Below are 16,129 nucleotides of genomic sequence, written 5' to 3' on the forward strand. Positions count from 1 at the left end.
GGTTTTTCTGTAGTTGGTCTGGTGTCTTATCTCTATTTTTTAGTCTTCTTTAATGATGTTGCCGAGTACGCCATTCACGAGCTTACCGGCTTCTTCGTCTCCGAACGCTTTCGCGAGTTCGACTGCCTCGTTGATGGTAACGTTCTCCGGAATCGTTTCGACATACAACAATTCGAACGTCGCCATTCGTAAAATCGTGCGTTCCACATTTCCTAGACGATCCAAGCGCCAGTTTTTCAAGTTATCGACGAGTAAGGCGTCGATATCCTCTTGATGCTCTAGCGTTCCTGTGACGAGTTGTTCGTAAAACGGATCCGACTCTTCACCGTCCAACGCAAACTCGATTGCTTCGTCTACCTCTAATTTAGATACTTCGATTTGAAAAAGCGTTTGAATCGCTTTCTCTCGTGCTTCATGACGTTTCATTCAGTTACTCTCCTTTTACATGCTTTCATTGTGATAGTTTAGCATAAAGCACTCATAAATTCAGTACAAAAAACCAGGAAGCCGAAATAATGTTCGGGCTTCCTGGTTGTTGTTATTTCGCCAATGACATTTCTTTTTCGACAAATTTCGTGTCGAATGTGCCGATTCGGAACTGCTCGTGTGCCATGACTTGCTGATGGAACGGAATCGTCGTTTTGATTCCTGAAACCGTAAACTCGTCCAAAGCGCGCAACATCTTCAAAATCGCCTCGTCACGCGTCGGTGCGTGCACAATCAACTTGGCGACCATCGAGTCATAAAACGGAGGAATCATCGCTCCTGCATAGAGACCGCTATCCACCCGAACACCCATACCGCCGGGAACGATATACTGATCGATTTTCCCCGCCATTGGACGGAAATCCATGAATGGATCTTCGGCGTTAATTCGGCATTCAATCGAATGCCCGGAGAAGGTGATGTCTTCTTGTGAGATGGCGAGCGGATGTCCGAGCGCCACCTCGAGTTGTGCTTGCACGAGATCAAAGCCGGTGATCATCTCCGTGACGGGGTGCTCGACTTGAATCCGCGTATTCATTTCCATGAAATAAAATTCATTCGATTCCGGAACGTAGATGAACTCGATTGTCCCTGCTCCAGAATATTGAATCGCTTTCGCCGCCTTGACGGCCGCATCTCCCATCAATCGACGAGTAGTTTCGTCAATCGCAGGTGACGGTGCCTCTTCAACGAGTTTTTGCATACGTCGTTGAATTGTGCAGTCGCGTTCCCCTAGATGAATCACGTTCCCGAATTGGTCAGCGAGGACCTGCACTTCAACGTGACGGAACGACTCGATAAATTTCTCAAGATAGACGTCTCCGTTACCGAACGCCTGCTTCGCCTCTTTGCGCGTCGCAATCAAACCTTGAATAAGTTCATCTTCGTCGCGGGCGACACGAATACCGCGTCCACCGCCACCTGCCGTCGCCTTAATGATGACCGGATAGCCCATCTCGCGTGCGAGTTCGACTGCCTCTTCATCTGTGACGACACCGCTAGAACCTGGGACGACCGGGACACCTGACTCAATCATCGTTCGTTTCGCCTCGTCTTTGATTCCCATTTTACGAATGGCATAGCTACTTGGACCGACGAATTGGATGCCACACGCCTCACACATCTCGGCAAATTCTGCGTTTTCAGCTAAAAAGCCATATCCCGGATGCACCATCGTCGCGTCTACGGCGCAGGCGACCGATAAGATGTTTGGAATATTCAAATACGAGTCTTTTGATGGGTTTGGTCCGATACAGTACGCCTCATCAGCCAAATGGACATGTAACGCTTCACGATCTGCTTCCGAAAAGACGGCGACCGTCGGAATATTCAATTCTTTTGCTGCACGTATGATCCGAACCGCGATTTCTCCGCGGTTAGCGATTAATAATTTCATAACGACCTCACTTCACGCTGAAGAGCGGTTGACCGAATTCGACGAGATCGCCATCGGCGACGAGCACTTCGACGATTTCGCCACTGATTTCCGCTTCCACATCGTTAAACAGTTTCATCGCCTCTAAAATACAGACGATTTGCCCCGACTCCACTCGATCACCTACGTTGACGAAGGCTTCCTTATCCGGAGCTGGACGTGAGTAAAATGTTCCGACCATCGGAGACGTGATTGTACGATAAGACGCTTTTTCTGGCGCCGATTGTTCTGTGTTTTCTTCTACTTGAGGAGCAGGCGCAGGTGGTGCGATTGCTTGTGTCTGCATCACTGGCGCGCTCATGACCGCTTGCGCTTCTTTCTTTAATGACAGTTTGAAATCAGATGTTTCAAGCTCCATTTCATGGACCGAAGACTGGTCCAACAGTTGAATGAGCTCTTTAATTTGATCGATTTGCATCTTTCTTACCCCCTGTTTATACCTGGTACTAATCTCCTCTTCACTATAACTGGTCAGACCAATGAATGCAACGAGAAAAAAAGAGCGCTCATTCATTCGAATGAACACTCTGTCTGATTAACCGTTGTAACGACCCATGAATTCTCCAGTACGTGTATCGACTGTCACTTTTTCACCTGGTTCGATGAAAAGTGGTACTTGAATGACATGTCCTGTTTCGACTGTCGCGTTTTTCTTCACGTTCGATGCTGTGTCCCCTTTGACGCCCGGGTCTGCTTCGATAATTGTTAACACGACGCTTGTCGGAAGCTCGATTCCAAGAATCTCGCCATTGTAGTCTGCGATGCTAACTTCCATGTTTTCGAGCAAGTAAGGAAGCGCTGCTTTCACTTGTTCGCTCGTCAACTCAAGTTGCTCGTACGATTCATTATCCATGAAGACATACGTGTCACCCATTGGATAGAGGTATTGCATACGCTTACGTTCGATATGCGCACGTTCGATTTTCTCTCCACCACGGAACGTCGTCTCTTGAATCGCTCCGTTGCGCAAGTTACGCATTTTCGTACGTACGAATGCCGCACCTTTACCTGGTTTTACATGTTGGAATTCGATGACTTGCCAAATCGAACCGTCAGACGTTTTGACTGTCAATCCTGTTTTTAAATCGTTAACTGATACCATGTTGATTTCCTCCTAAATTCAGACGAGACTCAAGCCTCGATCGTAATTAATTCTTTTGGCGACTGCGTCAGACGGTAGCATCCGTCTTCCGTAATGACGACATCGTCCTCAATTCGGCAACCGCCGACACCGTTGATGTAAATACCCGGCTCAATCGTGACGACCATTCCAGGTTCGAGTACAGTTTCCGAGCGGAAAGATAAACCTGGCGCCTCATGCACTTCCATACCGAGACCATGACCCGTCGAGTGACCGAAGTATTCGCCATATCCCGCTTCTTTGATGATGTCTCGCGTCAATGCATCAGCTTCAATCCCTGTAATGCCAGCGCGTGTCCCTTCGACACCAGCAAGTTGGGCACGAAGGACTGTATCATAAATTTGACGCAACTCGTCCGAGATCGGACCGACTGCGAGAGTACGCGTAATATCTGAGCAGTACCCTTTGTAGTATGCACCAAAATCGAGTGTGACAAGTTCACCTGATTCGATGACTTTATCGCTCGCAACTCCGTGCGGAAGTGCCGAGCGAAGACCAGAGGCGACAATCATATCGAACGATGATGAATCAGCACCTTTAGAGCGCATGAACATTTCAAGTTCGTTCGCGACTTCTCTTTCAGTGCGACCAGGACGGATGAACGTCTGGATATGTGCGTATGCCGCATCAGCGATTGCCGCAGCTTCCTTCATAATCTTAATCTCTGATTCATCCTTAATCAAGCGCAGTTTTTCCACGATTCCAGATGTCTCGACAAGATTTGCATCCACTTCTTTTTCATACGTGCGATATTGACCGACCGTCATCGCGTCCTGTTCGATCCCAAGTCGTGTGATTGACTCACGCGTCACTACATCTGCCACCGATTTAATGAGTGATGTATCGAGTTCGATGATGTCGAATCCGTTTACTTGATCGTTCGCTTGTTCCGTGTAACGGAAATCTGTGATGAAGCTTGCCGATTTCGCCGTGATGACGATGACACCGCTTGATCCGGTGAAACCAGATAAATAACGAATATTCTCACGTTTTGTAACGAGCAATGCGTCAATCTCGTTTGCCTCTAACTGTGCTTGCAGTTTGTTTACGCGTTCAATCATGTCGATTCCTCCAATGTTCGATTAGTGCATGCAGTGCCAACGTGTAGCTGGTGAGCCCAAACCCGGTAATGACACCTAAACATACGCCTGCGAGTTTCGACTCGTGGCGAAACGCCTCTCGGGCATGCACGTTCGAGATATGTACTTCAACGACCGGGGCAGCGATGGCGGATATGGCATCTCGAATCGCGATCGATGTGTGCGTATAAGCACCCGCATTTAAAATGACACCTTCATACTCATAGGCATCATGTAACGCGTCAATCAATTCTCCCTCGTGATTCGATTGTTTGAACGTAAGTTCGACTTCTTCCGGTGCAGCGAGCATCAATTCGGCAGCTAAGCCTTTTAACGACACGTCCCCATACACGTCCGGCTCACGGCGACCGAGTAAATTTAAATTCGGTCCATTCAATACTAAAATCCGCAATCTTCTTCCCCCTCGTTCGTCAAGTCTTATCTATTGTAACAAATTTCTCGAAAGAACGTGAATCGAGCCTTCCGCACTTTCGTTTTTTTGATAAAACACGGTATAATTCAAGTACAACTCTGTAAGAATCGAGGAAAGTGAATGAATTCTAAACCAACCATTCCTGTCGGAGGACAGGCACTCGTGGAAGGCGTCATGTTCCAAGGCCGCTCCGAGAGCGCATCCGCCATTCGGCGAAAAGACGGTTCCATCGAAACGTTCGAACAAGCGCGAATCCTCGTCCCATGGGTCCAATCATTAAAAAAAGTACCGTTTCTCAGAGGGATTGTCGCGCTTTATGAATCACTAAAGAACGGATCGGCGCATATGAACTTTGCAAGCGACCGATATGATGTCGACCCGAGTGAAGATGTCAGCACAAACGAGGAACAGAAGCAGAGCATCTGGATGATCGCCTTCATTGCAATCATCGGTGTGATCTCTTACGTCTTCGGCAAGTTGATTTTCAACGTGACTCCAGCACTTCTTGCCGCAATGTTTCGAGATGTGCCGTTATTTTCTGGACACGTGGTTCAAAACCTCCTTGAAGGGGGAATAAAATTAGTATTGTTGCTCAGTTACCTCTATTTGATTTCGTTGACGCCACTCATCAAGCGCGTCTTCCAATATCACGGAGCTGAACACAAGGTCATCAACTGTTATGAGTCCGGACGTCCAATCACGGTCGAACAAGTTCGTCAAAGCTCACGTCTTCATTACCGTTGCGGGTCGAGCTTTATTTTGTTCACCGTCTTTGTCGGGATTGGCGTGTATATGATCGTCCCAATCGATCCACTTTGGCTACGACTCGTCAGCCGAATCGCGCTCTTACCTGTCGTCATCGGAATCTCATTTGAAGTCCTTCAATTCACCAATCGTTTCCGTGAACATCGCTTTCTGTCTTTCCTAGGCAAGCCAGGTCTGTCTCTCCAGTTATTGACAACTCGGGAACCAAGCGATGAACAGATCCAAGTCGCAATCGAAGCATTTGAGACATGGGAACGTAAAGAGTTAGGAGAATCGGTCATTCATAGAGAGGGATAAGAGGAGGAAGCACCATGATCAGACAAAGAGTAGGTTCGATCGCTGCAACAATCGTGTTTATCCTAGGCTTCATAGGGGTCGGGCATATGCTTGCCACCGATCCAGGTCGCTTATTTAGACAATTATTGTTCATCGGGATATTCGGGTTAGTCTTTTATGTGATCTATCGCGTTTTCATCGGGCGTCGTATGTCCCCAGAGGACATGCGCTATCGTAAAACCGCACAAGCCTCTAAAAAACGGATGCAAGGTAACCGTGGTCCTCAAGTTAAACCATCTGCGGCCACAAAGAATAAGAAGAATAGAAAACCGGGTTCGAACGTCACGAAGTTGTCGAAACGCTCGAACGTACATCGGAGCAATCCCCCACACCTTACGGTAATCGAGGGGAAAAAAGGGAAGAAGAAAAAGAAAGCAAACATGTAAAAGGAGCGCCGCGGCGCTCCTTTTATGTTGTCTCCACATACCCGATGTATGGTAAGTTACGATACTGTTCCGCATAGTCGATCCCATACCCGATAACAAACTCATCAGGGATTTCAAAGCCGACATAATCTGCGTCCAATTGTACGAGACGGCGTGCCGGTTTATCGAGGAGCGTACAGATTTTTATTTGTTTTGGTTGATGAAGCTCCATATGCTTGCATAAGAACTTCAATGTCTGCCCTGTATCGATGATGTCTTCTATGATGACAACATATTTCCCTTCCACATCCAAGTCAAGGTCTTTACGAAGTTGTACACTGCCACTCGAAACAGTCTTTTTCCCATATGAAGACGTCGCGACCGTGTCGAGCTGTACACTTCCTTTCATATAACGCATTAAATCAGAAGCAAACACCATTGACCCTTTTAAAACTGCAACGATGACAATAGGAGTCCCATTTGCATCTTTCTCAATTTCTTCTGCTAATTCTTGTACCCGATCTCGAATTTGCTGTTCATCAAACAGCTTACCTTTAATTTGAATATCCATCAGTTCGGCGAATGTTCGCCGTCACCCCCTATTTCCTGAATCCACGATTTATCTTATCATATTTTATGTAAAAAGTTATACATTACACAATAAAATGTTATTTTCGTTCGTATTTAAGGTGGATATACCCTATAAAAAAACGTCAATCGTTTACATTGACGTTTTTTTAGTATGTTATTCTTCCGCAGCTCGCTCTTGTTCACGAAATTCTCTGAATTGATCCATCAGTTCTGGCTTGTCTTCAAAAAATTCCACAAACTGCGTCATACAATCGAGCGTGTTTGAACTGAGATGATGCTCGATCCCTTCGACATCTTCGTATACATCTGCTTCGTCGACTCCAATCAGACGTAAAAAAGACTCGAGCATCGCATGGCGCTCGACTAATCGTTTTCCTACTTTTTGACCTTTTTTCGTAAGCATGAGACCTCGATATTTTTCATACACGAGATATTCTTCACGGTCCAATTTTTGAACCATTTTGGTGACTGAGGAGGGATGAACCCCTAAATGTTCAGCGATGTCAGAAACACGTGCGTATCCTTTTTCTGACATGAGTAAATAAATGCGTTCTAAATAATCTTCCATACTCGGTGTCGGCATGGGCACGACCTCCCCTAATGTTCCGGTTTCCACTTTATATTTTATCCTAACTAACCTGAAATCGAAAGGGATAGCTCCGATTCAGTCAGTCAATCATTGTCTCGTGACCTTAAATTCATTATAATGAGATATGGTAACTTTGAAAGAGAAGGGAAGAACATCTATGGGAATTGAAACAATCCTCGTCATCCTCCTATGGGTTGCCTTGATCGCCTACATCGTATGGCGCTTCATGCCAGCTCGCGGGTTGAAAAAAATGAAACAAGAAGAATTCCGCGCTTCACTCCGCAAAGGACAATTGATTGACGTACGTGAACCGAATGAATATAAGGGTGGTCACATCGTCGGTGCACGAAACATCCCGGTCGGTCAATTGAAGATGCGCATGAAAGAATTACGTAAAGACCAACCAATCTTGATCTACTGCCAAGGAAGTTCACGCTCTAACCAGGCTGCAAAACTTCTCATGAAGAACGGATACAATAATATCTATATGCTTGATGGCGGCTTCAAGAACTGGAAAGGCAAGATTAAAAAAGCATAAAAAATGGCGGGTCGATTCAAATCGACCCGCTCTTTTTATTTCACTGATGACGCCTCACGACGTTCATATTTTAAGACTGGTTTACGAGCAGCAAGCGTCTCATCCATGCGTTTAACGACCGTCGTATGTGGAGCCGTCTGTACGATTTCTGGATTTTCTTCCGCTTCTTTCGCAATCTGAAGCATCGCATCGCAGAACGCATCAAGCGTTTCTTTCGATTCGGTTTCAGTCGGTTCAACCATGATACATTCTTCCACATTCAACGGGAAGTAAATTGTTGGTGGGTGGTAACCAAAGTCGAGCAGGCGCTTCGCGATATCAAGCGTGCGAACACCAAGTGCCTTTTGTCGTTTGCCTGACAAGACAAATTCATGTTTGCAATACGTATCGTATGGCACATCGAAGGCATCTTTCAATCGGGCAAACATATAGTTCGCATTGAGCACGGCTTCACGAGATACGCGTGTCAAACCTTCTGCGCCCATCGTCTTAATGTAGCTGTATGCTCGAACATTGATCCCAAAGTTTCCATAGAACGGCTTAATTCGACCAATCGAGAGTGGTCGATCGTAGTCCAAGCCAAATCCTTCATCAGTCTTCGTGACGATTGGTGTCGGCAAGAACGGAATCAAATCACGTTTCACGCCAACCGGACCTGAACCCGGACCACCACCACCGTGAGGACCAGTGAACGTCTTATGCAGGTTCAAGTGAACGACGTCAAAGCCCATGTCTCCAGGACGTGCGATTCCAAGAATCGCGTTTGAGTTCGCGCCGTCATAATAGAGCTTTCCGCCAGCTTCGTGAACCACTTTAGAAATCTCGAGGATATCCGCCTCGAATAAACCGAGTGTGTTCGGGTTCGTCAGCATGAGGGCAGCCGTATCCGCGCCAACTTTCGCTTTCAAATCATCCAAGTCAACAAGACCACGCTCATCTGACTTGACTGTTACCGTCTCAAATCCAGCGACAACGGCAGAAGCCGGATTCGTTCCGTGTGCCGAGTCTGGAACGAGTACTTTCGTACGAGCCGTATCGCCATTCCGTTCGTGGAATGCTTTGATCAACATGAGGCCCGTCCATTCCCCATGTGCTCCTGCCGCAGGTTGCAATGTCACTTCGTCCATACCCGTGATTTCGGCAAGTTGTTCTTGTAAGTCGACCATCAATTCAAGTGCACCTTGAATCGTCTCGACCGGTTGCAGTGGATGAATATGCGCAAATCCCGGAAGACGCGCCATATCCTCGTTCACTTTCGGGTTATATTTCATCGTACAAGAACCGAGTGGATAAAACCCTGAATCTACCCCATGGTTTCGAGTAGAGAGCGCCGTGTAATGGCGAACGACATCGAGTTCAGACACTTCAGGAAGTTCAGCCACTTCTTTCCGAATCATCGTCGCTGGTAGTAATGACTCGAGGTCTACTTCCGGAACGGTTGGCGTCGGTAAGTTATATCCTGTTCGTCCTTCACGTGATACTTCAAAAATAAGTGTTTGTTCGTGTTGCATCATTTCATCCCCCCGACCACTTCGACAAACTGATCAATCTCTTCTTTTGTACGCAACTCCGTCGCACATACTAGCATCTGTGACTGACGCTCCGCTTCATATGCCCCAAGCGGAAGGCCACCAATCATTCCATGTTCAAGCAAGTGACGTGATACTTCTTCTGCATCGCGAGCAAAATCGACAACGAATTCATTAAACATCGGACCTTCATCAACGATTTTGAATCCTGCCGTCTTTAAGGCCTCTTTCATATAATGGGCAGTTTGAATATTTCGAACGGCCATATCACGAATTCCGTATTTCCCTAAAGCAGACATCGTGATGGAAGCCGCCAGCGCGTTAAGTGCTTGGTTCGAACAGATGTTTGATGTCGCTTTATCACGACGGATATGTTGTTCACGTGCTTGAAGCGTTAAAACGAACCCACGTTTCCCATCTTCATCGACTGTCTGTCCAACAAGTCGACCAGGTAGTTTACGCATCAACGACTTTTTCACTGCGAAATATCCACAAGACGGTCCACCAAAACTTTGTGGAATCCCGAAAGGTTGAGCATCTCCAACCGTAATGTCCGCTCCAAGGGCACCCGGCGATTCCAAAATGCCTAGCGCAAGCGGGTTACTTGAGACAACGAAGAGCGCACCTGCATCATGTGCTTGCTTCGCCAATTGCTCCAAGTCTTCAATGCGACCATAAAAGTTCGGATATTGTACGACGAGACACGATGCATCTGTCAAATCGAGGTCCGACACATCCGTTACCCCGTCTGTTACATTTGTATACTCGACAGAAAGTCCAGGTCCATCCGCATACGTGCGAATGACATCTTTCGCTTCAGGATGCACCGCCCCGGAAACGACAACACGTTTTTTCTTCGTCTGTGCACTCGCTAAATAAGTTGCTTCAGCAAGAGCCGTGATTCCGTCATACATCGACGAGTTTGCGACGTCCATTCCAGTCAACTCACAAATCATCGTTTGGAACTCGAACATCGCCTGAAGCTCACCTTGTGAGATTTCAGGTTGATATGGCGTATACGCCGTATAGAATTCAGAACGTAAAAGCATATGGTTCATCACGGTCGGTGAGAGATGATCATACATCCCTGCTCCAAGGAAACTTGGGTAAGATTTCGTGTGCTTGTTTTTGTCCGCTAATTTCGTCATATGACGAACGAGATCGACTTCCGGAAGTGGCGAGCCGATTGCTGCAAGTGACGCTTTTTCACGAAGCGACTCTGGGATATCCGCAAGCAAACCTTCGATAGAATCGACTCCAATCGTTTGTAGCATGTCTCGCTCATCTTGTTCGGTCATCGGTAAATAACGAAATTCCATTCTGTTCATTCTGAATCCCCCTGTTTCATTTCGATCGTTTATAGAAAGGTGTCGGTACGCGCTCGGCTTCAATCTTTTTGCCGCGGATGTCGATGACAAATTGCTCTTCATCTTTATAGCGTGCATCAACACGCGCCCATGCAATCGACTCGTTCACCGTCGGAGGCATCGTACCAGTAGTAACGACACCAACCACATTCCCATCAATTTCAACTTGTGCTCCTTGACGTGCAATTCCACGACCAAGTAATTTCAAGCCCACCATCCGGTTCGGGATATTTTCTTTTTGTTGGGCGAGCGCTTCTTTTCCAATAAAGTCAGTGTCTAATTTAACCGCAAAATTAAGGTTCGCTTCGAATGGAGTGACTGTTTCATCTAGTTCATGTCCATAAAGCGGGAGGCAAGCTTCAAATCGAAGCGTATCTCGTGAACCTAATCCACAAGGTGTGACACCTTTTTCTTCAAGCGCTTCCCAGATTGCCGAGATGCCTTCTGCCCGCGCATAGATTTCAAATCCGTCTTCTCCTGTATAACCGCTACGCGAGATGATTGAAGCTACGCCCGCCACATCTCCGTTCATGAATTTAAAGAAGCCGATTTCGTCAAGCGCCACATTCGTAATGGATTGTAGAACAGTTTCCGCATTTGGACCTTGAATGGCAATTTGACCGTATTCGTCAGATTCATTCGTCACGGTGACGTCACCAGAGACAAATTTACGGATGTGCGCCTCATCTTTTTCGATATTCGAGGCATTGACGACGAGCCAATAAGCATCTTCATCTAACCGATAGACTAGTAGGTCATCCACTACGCCACCATTTTCAAGACAGAGAAGATTGTACTGAGCTTGACCAACTTTAATCTTTGATACGTCATTCGTCACAAGATTCTGCACTTGTTCTAAAGCATTCGGGCCTTCAATCCGAATTTCTCCCATGTGAGATACATCAAACATCCCCACGTTTTGACGTACAGCCTGATGTTCTTCTTTAATCGAAGAGAACATAATCGGCATTTCGAATCCCGCAAAATCAACCATCTTCGCCTTCGGTTCAATCAAATCGAACAAAGGCGTACGTTTCAAAGTAACCTTTTCCATAATATCCCCCAATCCCGAACATAAAATGCTTTTGTTTTTGAAATCTTTCGTTTTCCATTCCACTTTAACAAGTTTTATTCTTTCTGCATAGTGAAAAAAGCGAAAAAGAAAAAGGATGAAAAACGAAAACGTTTTCATCCTCATTATTTCATATTTTTGTCTCTGTGGAAACGTCAGAGCGTTCGATTCCCGCTGTCCGTTTAATTTCATGTGTCAGCCCAACTGCAGCCTGTTTCAACTCAATTGATTCATCTTTCGCCTTGATGCCGAAATCTTTGATTTGAGTGATTGATCGATTGACTGCATCCACATGCTCTTTGATTTCAGTGACTTGTTGGTTAATGACGTCGGCACGAATCTTGAATCGTTCCGTTAATCGATTCAATCTCCCAAACGTCGGCTTCAGCTGTTTTTTGAATAACAAATAGCCATATACGGCAAGTCCGATAATGGACAGTACAAGAATTGCAAGGTTAATCCAAATCATGCTTTCCCCTCCTTCATTCGGATAATCTGTTCTGCAATACAACGAGGTGCTTGGGACGCATCAACCTTCTCATCCGCTTCTTGATAAAGCGTGACCCGTCGATTGTATAACGCTCGAACTTCCGACTCCCCTTTTCTAACAAGCGGCCGATTAGAATCTTTAATCCGTGCCCAACATTCCTCAAATGGTAAATCTAAATGAATGATTTTGCCATGTTCGCGCATCCAACGTATGTTTTCAGAGCGCTCGACAATACCACCACCCGTGAGAACAAAGTCAACATCTATCCCCTGAAGCACTTTTGTTTCCGCATCACGGAACGCCGACTCCCCATATCGGTCAAAATATGTAGCGATATCGGTTCCAACTATGGTTTCGATTTCCCGGTCAAGGTCCACGACTTCACCAAATTCTCTAATAAAAGTGAATAAGGTAGACTTACCTGTACCCATAAATCCCACGATATAAAACGGTTTCTTATTCATAAGCAATCACCTCTCTATGACGTTCACCAGATTTTAACACCATCTCCACTTCCGCTCGATTCGGTGCAATCGGACGACACGTCACAGTGCCCGTCGGTTTGTTAAGTGTTACTGGTTGATTGCCACAGCGTTCTTTCGCCAATAACAAATGGGATTCAAAACGTATGGCTAGAATTTCATCCGAGATTCGTCTCGTCGTTCGTTCTACATCAGTATACCAAAATAGTGCGGCACCAAGTAACCATACGACGATTGTCAAAGTGGTGATTAGAAAGAATCCTCGTTCATACACATGACGTACCGCTCCCTCTCGAAAGACGAATCGGTCCAAGAGATACGAAACCCTATACCGACCGTTTCGACGCGATACTGATCGATTCCTCTTAAAAATAACAAGTTCCCTCCTTCGTCTCCAACCATGACTAGGTTTCCATTCAATTGTTTAATCGTCCATGACCATATTTCTTCATCAGTTTTAAGAAAATCACCTCTCAATCGTCCTGCATCGACGCGACAATTTTTGCTGTTCTGCAAACGACGCACAATGAGTTGAGGGGTCGTATGGTGATCCCATTTCGGTTGTTCGTAAAGGTGTTGACCGAGCGCAAGCAGTTCGACTAACAATAATAAAAAGATGGGGAGAATCAATAACACTACAGTCATTTCTATCATAGTAAACCCCGAATCAAAGCGTCGGTAAGCAAAAACCCTTTTCACACACTTCTTCACGCCCAGTTGGTTCAGTGGCTTCAAGCAGCACCTCTCCTTGTAATCGTTCATAGATAAACAAGGTATCACGCAACCTTGCGACTTGATTATTCCCTTCTGTGACAAACGATGTCAGAATGAGTACCCAGCCCATCACGACCGCTAGGCTCACACTCACCTCCCATAATGAAAATCCTGTCTCATCCACCTTCATGGATGATCACCTCCGGTTCATATGTTCCGAGCCGAAATTTTAAAAGTACGGATGTTTTTCCACTTACAAATTTCCACTGCCCTGCATAGGAAGCCGTGGCCTGAGAGAAGGTGATTGTATTATTAGTCGGAAGATATACATCGATCCCTTTCGGTACGTCCACCCTCCGCACTAAAGTCATTCCACACATGATCAAGTATCTTTGTTGTTTCGACACCCAAATTAATTTCGGCACACAACTTCCGTTTTCCGATATATATGGATATTGCCCCGCTTCTTGAATATTTGTCACTAACGTATCCGTAAAATCATATAGTTCTAGTCGCTCAAAAGGCTTTACAACAGGACTACTGATTAGTAGTAAGAACGAGATGATCACAAGGACCCACGCCATCTCAACTAACGTATAGCCTTTCATTGTTTTTTAAGTGAACCATCGAGTGGAGAATACAGGTAGGCTGACGATTGACAACTATAAACGAGCGGATCTGATGAAGAGGCACGCTCAATCACTTCTAATGTGGCGGGATACGATTTATGTTCGGCATAGTGTAAATTGATTTCTGACTCCACGATGCGTACACTCCCCTCACAACTCACCTGGTCTGCACGTGACTTTCCTTCTGTCAGCGTTGGGACGAGCAATAATAGTAAAATCGAGATAATGAGTAAGACTGCAGCCATCTCAACGAGAGTGAATCCTTGTTCTTCCTTCATATAAATGTCCCCTTTCATAATTGAGCCATAATGAGTTTTACCGGTAAGTAGAGCGTATAGAATAAAGTGGCGACCATCACACTGAGCACCCCATATAGTGCCGGTTCTACCTTTTCAATCAATCGGCGACTATACTGCTCCATCTCTTCAAATACGAGCTCTCGATGGAGCGACATCAATTCACCAAGTTCCCCGCTCATCGATCCCACCCCTAACAAACTGACCACTTCATGGTCGATAAACCGTTCACTTTTGACCGCCATTTCAATCCCTTCCCCGTCAGATAAGCGATTGTGAATCCGATTTGCCATTTCAGCCATCTCCCCTCTCTCATTGGCGAGCCGACTGATGATTTGCCTAATGTTCGTCTCAGTTTGTTGGAGCAACGACAACTCACTGACAAATACATACGTTAAATAGAGTGTCTTACCACGGTTCCATATGTAAAACGGTAGCTCAACACCTTGTCGATATAACACGTAAACGATGATACCTAGGATCACGAAAATAGAGAATAGCGCTGGAAAGAACCACTTCGATAGTAAAAGCGAACCTGCTCCATCATACGTGGAGACATCGACCATACCCATCAGTTTCGGAAAAATATACAACGCATAAACCATTCCAAGACCGAGGAGGATAAAGAAAATGATCAAAGGATATCGAATGAGTCGCTTCAATTCCTCCTTCAATCGCATTCGCATTTCCAAAACTAAAACGACTTGAGATAACCCATCCATAAATCGGCCATTCCGTTCGGCTGTCATCAATATTTCTTGCATTTGTCGATTCGTGATGATTTGCGAGAATACGTCTGCTAAACTTGTGCCCGTTTCAAGACGCGCCCTCATCTGTTGCACATCAATTTTCCTACTTCCTTTTTCATGATATTCGAGCGTTTCCATTGTGGCTTTTAACGAAACACCTCGAGACTGGAGACGTAGAAAACGGTGAATCAATTGAATTGGTGGATTTACTGAAGCGTTGCCCATTCACAAGTCACCTCCTGATCACGCGTAAGTACACACCAATGCCTTTTCACAGATGTTTTCCCGAGCAATTGTTCGATCCGCTTCTCCCCATCTTGAATTGTCGCAGTGTGAAACGTAGTAATCGTCAAGTGCCCACTGAGAGCAGCATCATAGGCGACAATCAGCTCTTCTTCCGTCCGCACTTCCCCTATTACAATGATGTCAGGGTCGGCACGTAACGTTTCTTTCAGCAACTGTCGATGGTTCAATCCTGCTTTTGCATTCACTTCAAGTTGGATCACTCCATCAATTTTTTGTTCTGGAGGATTTTCAATCGTGACGATCCGCTCCCGCTTTAAATAATTCAATAAGGCGTACAACATCGTCGTCTTGCCCGCCCCAGTAGCCCCGCCAATCAACAACAAGCCGGTGCGCGATGCAGTCATTTCTTGGAACCGCTCAACATCTCTAGGTCGTAATAACCGATGAAGCTCAAACGCTTGATTCGGGATCCTCCAAGACATCAATGTCTGTTCGAATGAAGGGAGAAATGTAACTCGGATGACTTCCTGATCGAGTTCGTACACGCCTGACTGCGGCACACGTTGGTTCGTGTCCGGCAATGAACACCAATATCGCATGTGAAGCGTGAGACGATCGTATTGCTCTACATCCATCGACTGCAGTTCAAGCAGCTTCATATCTGACCGGATCTGGATCTTCACTCCATCGGCGCTCGGAATAAAATGGAGATCGCTCGCTCCTGCATCTCGAGCCACAATCATCAGTTGTTCAATGAGTTGTTTCATCTCGTTCACCTCGAGAAAAGCATAAAAAAA

General features: G+C 45.9%; 22 protein-coding genes. 3 read left to right on the forward strand and 19 right to left on the reverse strand.

Features of this window, described 5'->3' with window-relative positions; translation table 11 throughout:
* Window positions 1–39 precede the first annotated feature (39 nt).
* The 6 genes from nusB to aroQ form a co-directional block, all read right to left on the reverse strand.
* On the reverse strand, window positions 40–426 hold the full coding sequence (gene nusB, locus KNO91_RS10135; RefSeq protein ID WP_214794683.1) for a transcription antitermination factor NusB: 387 nt from the start codon (window positions 424–426) through the stop codon (window positions 40–42).
* 112 nt (window positions 427–538) lie between these two features.
* Complete coding sequence (accC, locus tag KNO91_RS10140) at window positions 539–1,882, reverse strand: acetyl-CoA carboxylase biotin carboxylase subunit (RefSeq protein WP_214794681.1); 1,344 nt, start codon at window positions 1,880–1,882, stop codon at window positions 539–541.
* 7 nt (window positions 1,883–1,889) lie between these two features.
* Window positions 1,890–2,339, reverse strand: a complete 450-nt coding sequence (gene accB, locus KNO91_RS10145; RefSeq protein ID WP_214787512.1) for an acetyl-CoA carboxylase biotin carboxyl carrier protein — start codon at window positions 2,337–2,339, stop codon at window positions 1,890–1,892.
* 117 nt (window positions 2,340–2,456) lie between these two features.
* The gene (efp, locus tag KNO91_RS10150) at window positions 2,457–3,023 is read right to left on the reverse strand and encodes an elongation factor P (protein WP_214692975.1); all 567 of its coding nucleotides are present in this window, start codon (window positions 3,021–3,023) and stop codon (window positions 2,457–2,459) included.
* Window positions 3,024–3,052: 29 nt separating this feature from the next.
* Window positions 3,053–4,120 carry a M24 family metallopeptidase gene (locus tag KNO91_RS10155; RefSeq protein ID WP_312846164.1) on the reverse strand — a complete coding sequence of 356 codons (1,068 nt, stop codon included), beginning with the start codon at window positions 4,118–4,120 and terminating at the stop codon, window positions 3,053–3,055.
* Window positions 4,116–4,553, reverse strand: coding sequence for a type II 3-dehydroquinate dehydratase (gene aroQ / locus KNO91_RS10160; RefSeq protein ID WP_214794679.1), 438 nt, complete (start codon window positions 4,551–4,553; stop codon window positions 4,116–4,118). Before aroQ ends, KNO91_RS10155 begins: the two co-directional genes overlap by 5 nt.
* 141 nt (window positions 4,554–4,694) lie before the next feature.
* On the opposite strand from aroQ, the gene KNO91_RS10165 reads away from it, so the two are divergent.
* On the forward strand, window positions 4,695–5,636 hold the full coding sequence (locus tag KNO91_RS10165; protein WP_214817807.1) for a DUF1385 domain-containing protein: 942 nt from the start codon (window positions 4,695–4,697) through the stop codon (window positions 5,634–5,636).
* A gap of 14 nt (window positions 5,637–5,650) precedes the next feature.
* Window positions 5,651–6,061: an SA1362 family protein gene (locus KNO91_RS10170; protein WP_214794677.1), complete on the forward strand. Its 411-nt coding sequence runs from the start codon at window positions 5,651–5,653 to the stop codon at window positions 6,059–6,061.
* A gap of 22 nt (window positions 6,062–6,083) precedes the next feature.
* Here the strand turns inward: KNO91_RS10170 and hpt are convergent, their stop codons facing one another.
* Both hpt and mntR read right to left on the reverse strand, forming a co-directional pair.
* Window positions 6,084–6,611 (reverse strand): hypoxanthine phosphoribosyltransferase, encoded by a 528-nt coding sequence (hpt, locus tag KNO91_RS10175; RefSeq protein ID WP_214817809.1) that lies wholly within the window; start codon window positions 6,609–6,611, stop codon window positions 6,084–6,086.
* A 174-nt stretch (window positions 6,612–6,785) separates the two neighbouring features.
* Window positions 6,786–7,214, reverse strand: coding sequence for a transcriptional regulator MntR (gene mntR, locus KNO91_RS10180; protein WP_074033309.1), 429 nt, complete (start codon window positions 7,212–7,214; stop codon window positions 6,786–6,788).
* Between the two features lie 163 nt (window positions 7,215–7,377).
* Here mntR and KNO91_RS10185 point away from each other — a divergent pair, with 163 nt between their 5' ends.
* Entirely contained in the window at window positions 7,378–7,758 is a 381-nt protein-coding gene (locus KNO91_RS10185; protein WP_214787500.1) for a rhodanese-like domain-containing protein, read from the forward strand.
* A 35-nt stretch (window positions 7,759–7,793) separates the two neighbouring features.
* On the opposite strand, the gene gcvPB is transcribed toward KNO91_RS10185, so the two are convergent.
* The 11 genes from gcvPB to KNO91_RS10240 all read right to left on the reverse strand — a co-directional run bounded on the left by gcvPB (window position 7,794) and on the right by KNO91_RS10240 (window position 16,099).
* Complete coding sequence (gcvPB, locus tag KNO91_RS10190; protein ID WP_371816659.1) at window positions 7,794–9,269, reverse strand: aminomethyl-transferring glycine dehydrogenase subunit GcvPB; 1,476 nt, start codon at window positions 9,267–9,269, stop codon at window positions 7,794–7,796.
* Window positions 9,269–10,606 carry an aminomethyl-transferring glycine dehydrogenase subunit GcvPA gene (gene gcvPA / locus KNO91_RS10195; RefSeq protein WP_214817848.1) on the reverse strand — a complete coding sequence of 446 codons (1,338 nt, stop codon included), beginning with the start codon at window positions 10,604–10,606 and terminating at the stop codon, window positions 9,269–9,271. Before gcvPA ends, gcvPB begins: the two co-directional genes overlap by 1 nt.
* 25 nt (window positions 10,607–10,631) lie before the next feature.
* Window positions 10,632–11,708: a glycine cleavage system aminomethyltransferase GcvT gene (gene gcvT, locus KNO91_RS10200; protein WP_214794673.1), complete on the reverse strand. Its 1,077-nt coding sequence runs from the start codon at window positions 11,706–11,708 to the stop codon at window positions 10,632–10,634.
* A gap of 148 nt (window positions 11,709–11,856) precedes the next feature.
* Window positions 11,857–12,195, reverse strand: coding sequence for a hypothetical protein (locus tag KNO91_RS10205; RefSeq protein WP_214794671.1), 339 nt, complete (start codon window positions 12,193–12,195; stop codon window positions 11,857–11,859).
* Entirely contained in the window at window positions 12,192–12,680 is a 489-nt protein-coding gene (locus tag KNO91_RS10210; protein WP_214794669.1) for a shikimate kinase, read from the reverse strand. The genes KNO91_RS10205 and KNO91_RS10210 overlap by 4 nt, the downstream gene beginning before the upstream one ends.
* On the reverse strand, window positions 12,673–12,939 hold the full coding sequence (locus KNO91_RS10215) for a hypothetical protein (RefSeq protein WP_214817811.1): 267 nt from the start codon (window positions 12,937–12,939) through the stop codon (window positions 12,673–12,675). The genes KNO91_RS10210 and KNO91_RS10215 overlap by 8 nt, the downstream gene beginning before the upstream one ends.
* Before the next feature lie 8 nt (window positions 12,940–12,947).
* Complete coding sequence (locus KNO91_RS10220; protein ID WP_256441829.1) at window positions 12,948–13,460, reverse strand: prepilin-type N-terminal cleavage/methylation domain-containing protein; 513 nt, start codon at window positions 13,458–13,460, stop codon at window positions 12,948–12,950.
* Window positions 13,366–13,602, reverse strand: coding sequence for a hypothetical protein (locus KNO91_RS10225; protein ID WP_214794663.1), 237 nt, complete (start codon window positions 13,600–13,602; stop codon window positions 13,366–13,368). Before KNO91_RS10225 ends, KNO91_RS10220 begins: the two co-directional genes overlap by 95 nt.
* Window positions 13,603–14,016: 414 nt before the next feature.
* On the reverse strand, window positions 14,017–14,319 hold the full coding sequence (locus tag KNO91_RS10230; RefSeq protein WP_214787486.1) for a prepilin-type N-terminal cleavage/methylation domain-containing protein: 303 nt from the start codon (window positions 14,317–14,319) through the stop codon (window positions 14,017–14,019).
* A 14-nt stretch (window positions 14,320–14,333) separates the two neighbouring features.
* Window positions 14,334–15,311: a type II secretion system F family protein gene (locus tag KNO91_RS10235; protein ID WP_214817815.1), complete on the reverse strand. Its 978-nt coding sequence runs from the start codon at window positions 15,309–15,311 to the stop codon at window positions 14,334–14,336.
* Complete coding sequence (locus KNO91_RS10240) at window positions 15,293–16,099, reverse strand: ATPase, T2SS/T4P/T4SS family (RefSeq protein ID WP_214794659.1); 807 nt, start codon at window positions 16,097–16,099, stop codon at window positions 15,293–15,295. Before KNO91_RS10240 ends, KNO91_RS10235 begins: the two co-directional genes overlap by 19 nt.
* Window positions 16,100–16,129 lie beyond the last annotated feature (30 nt).

It is taken from the genome of Exiguobacterium sp. s59 (assembly GCF_018617475.1).
Classification (GTDB): Bacteria; Bacillota; Bacilli; order Exiguobacteriales; family Exiguobacteriaceae; genus Exiguobacterium; species Exiguobacterium aestuarii.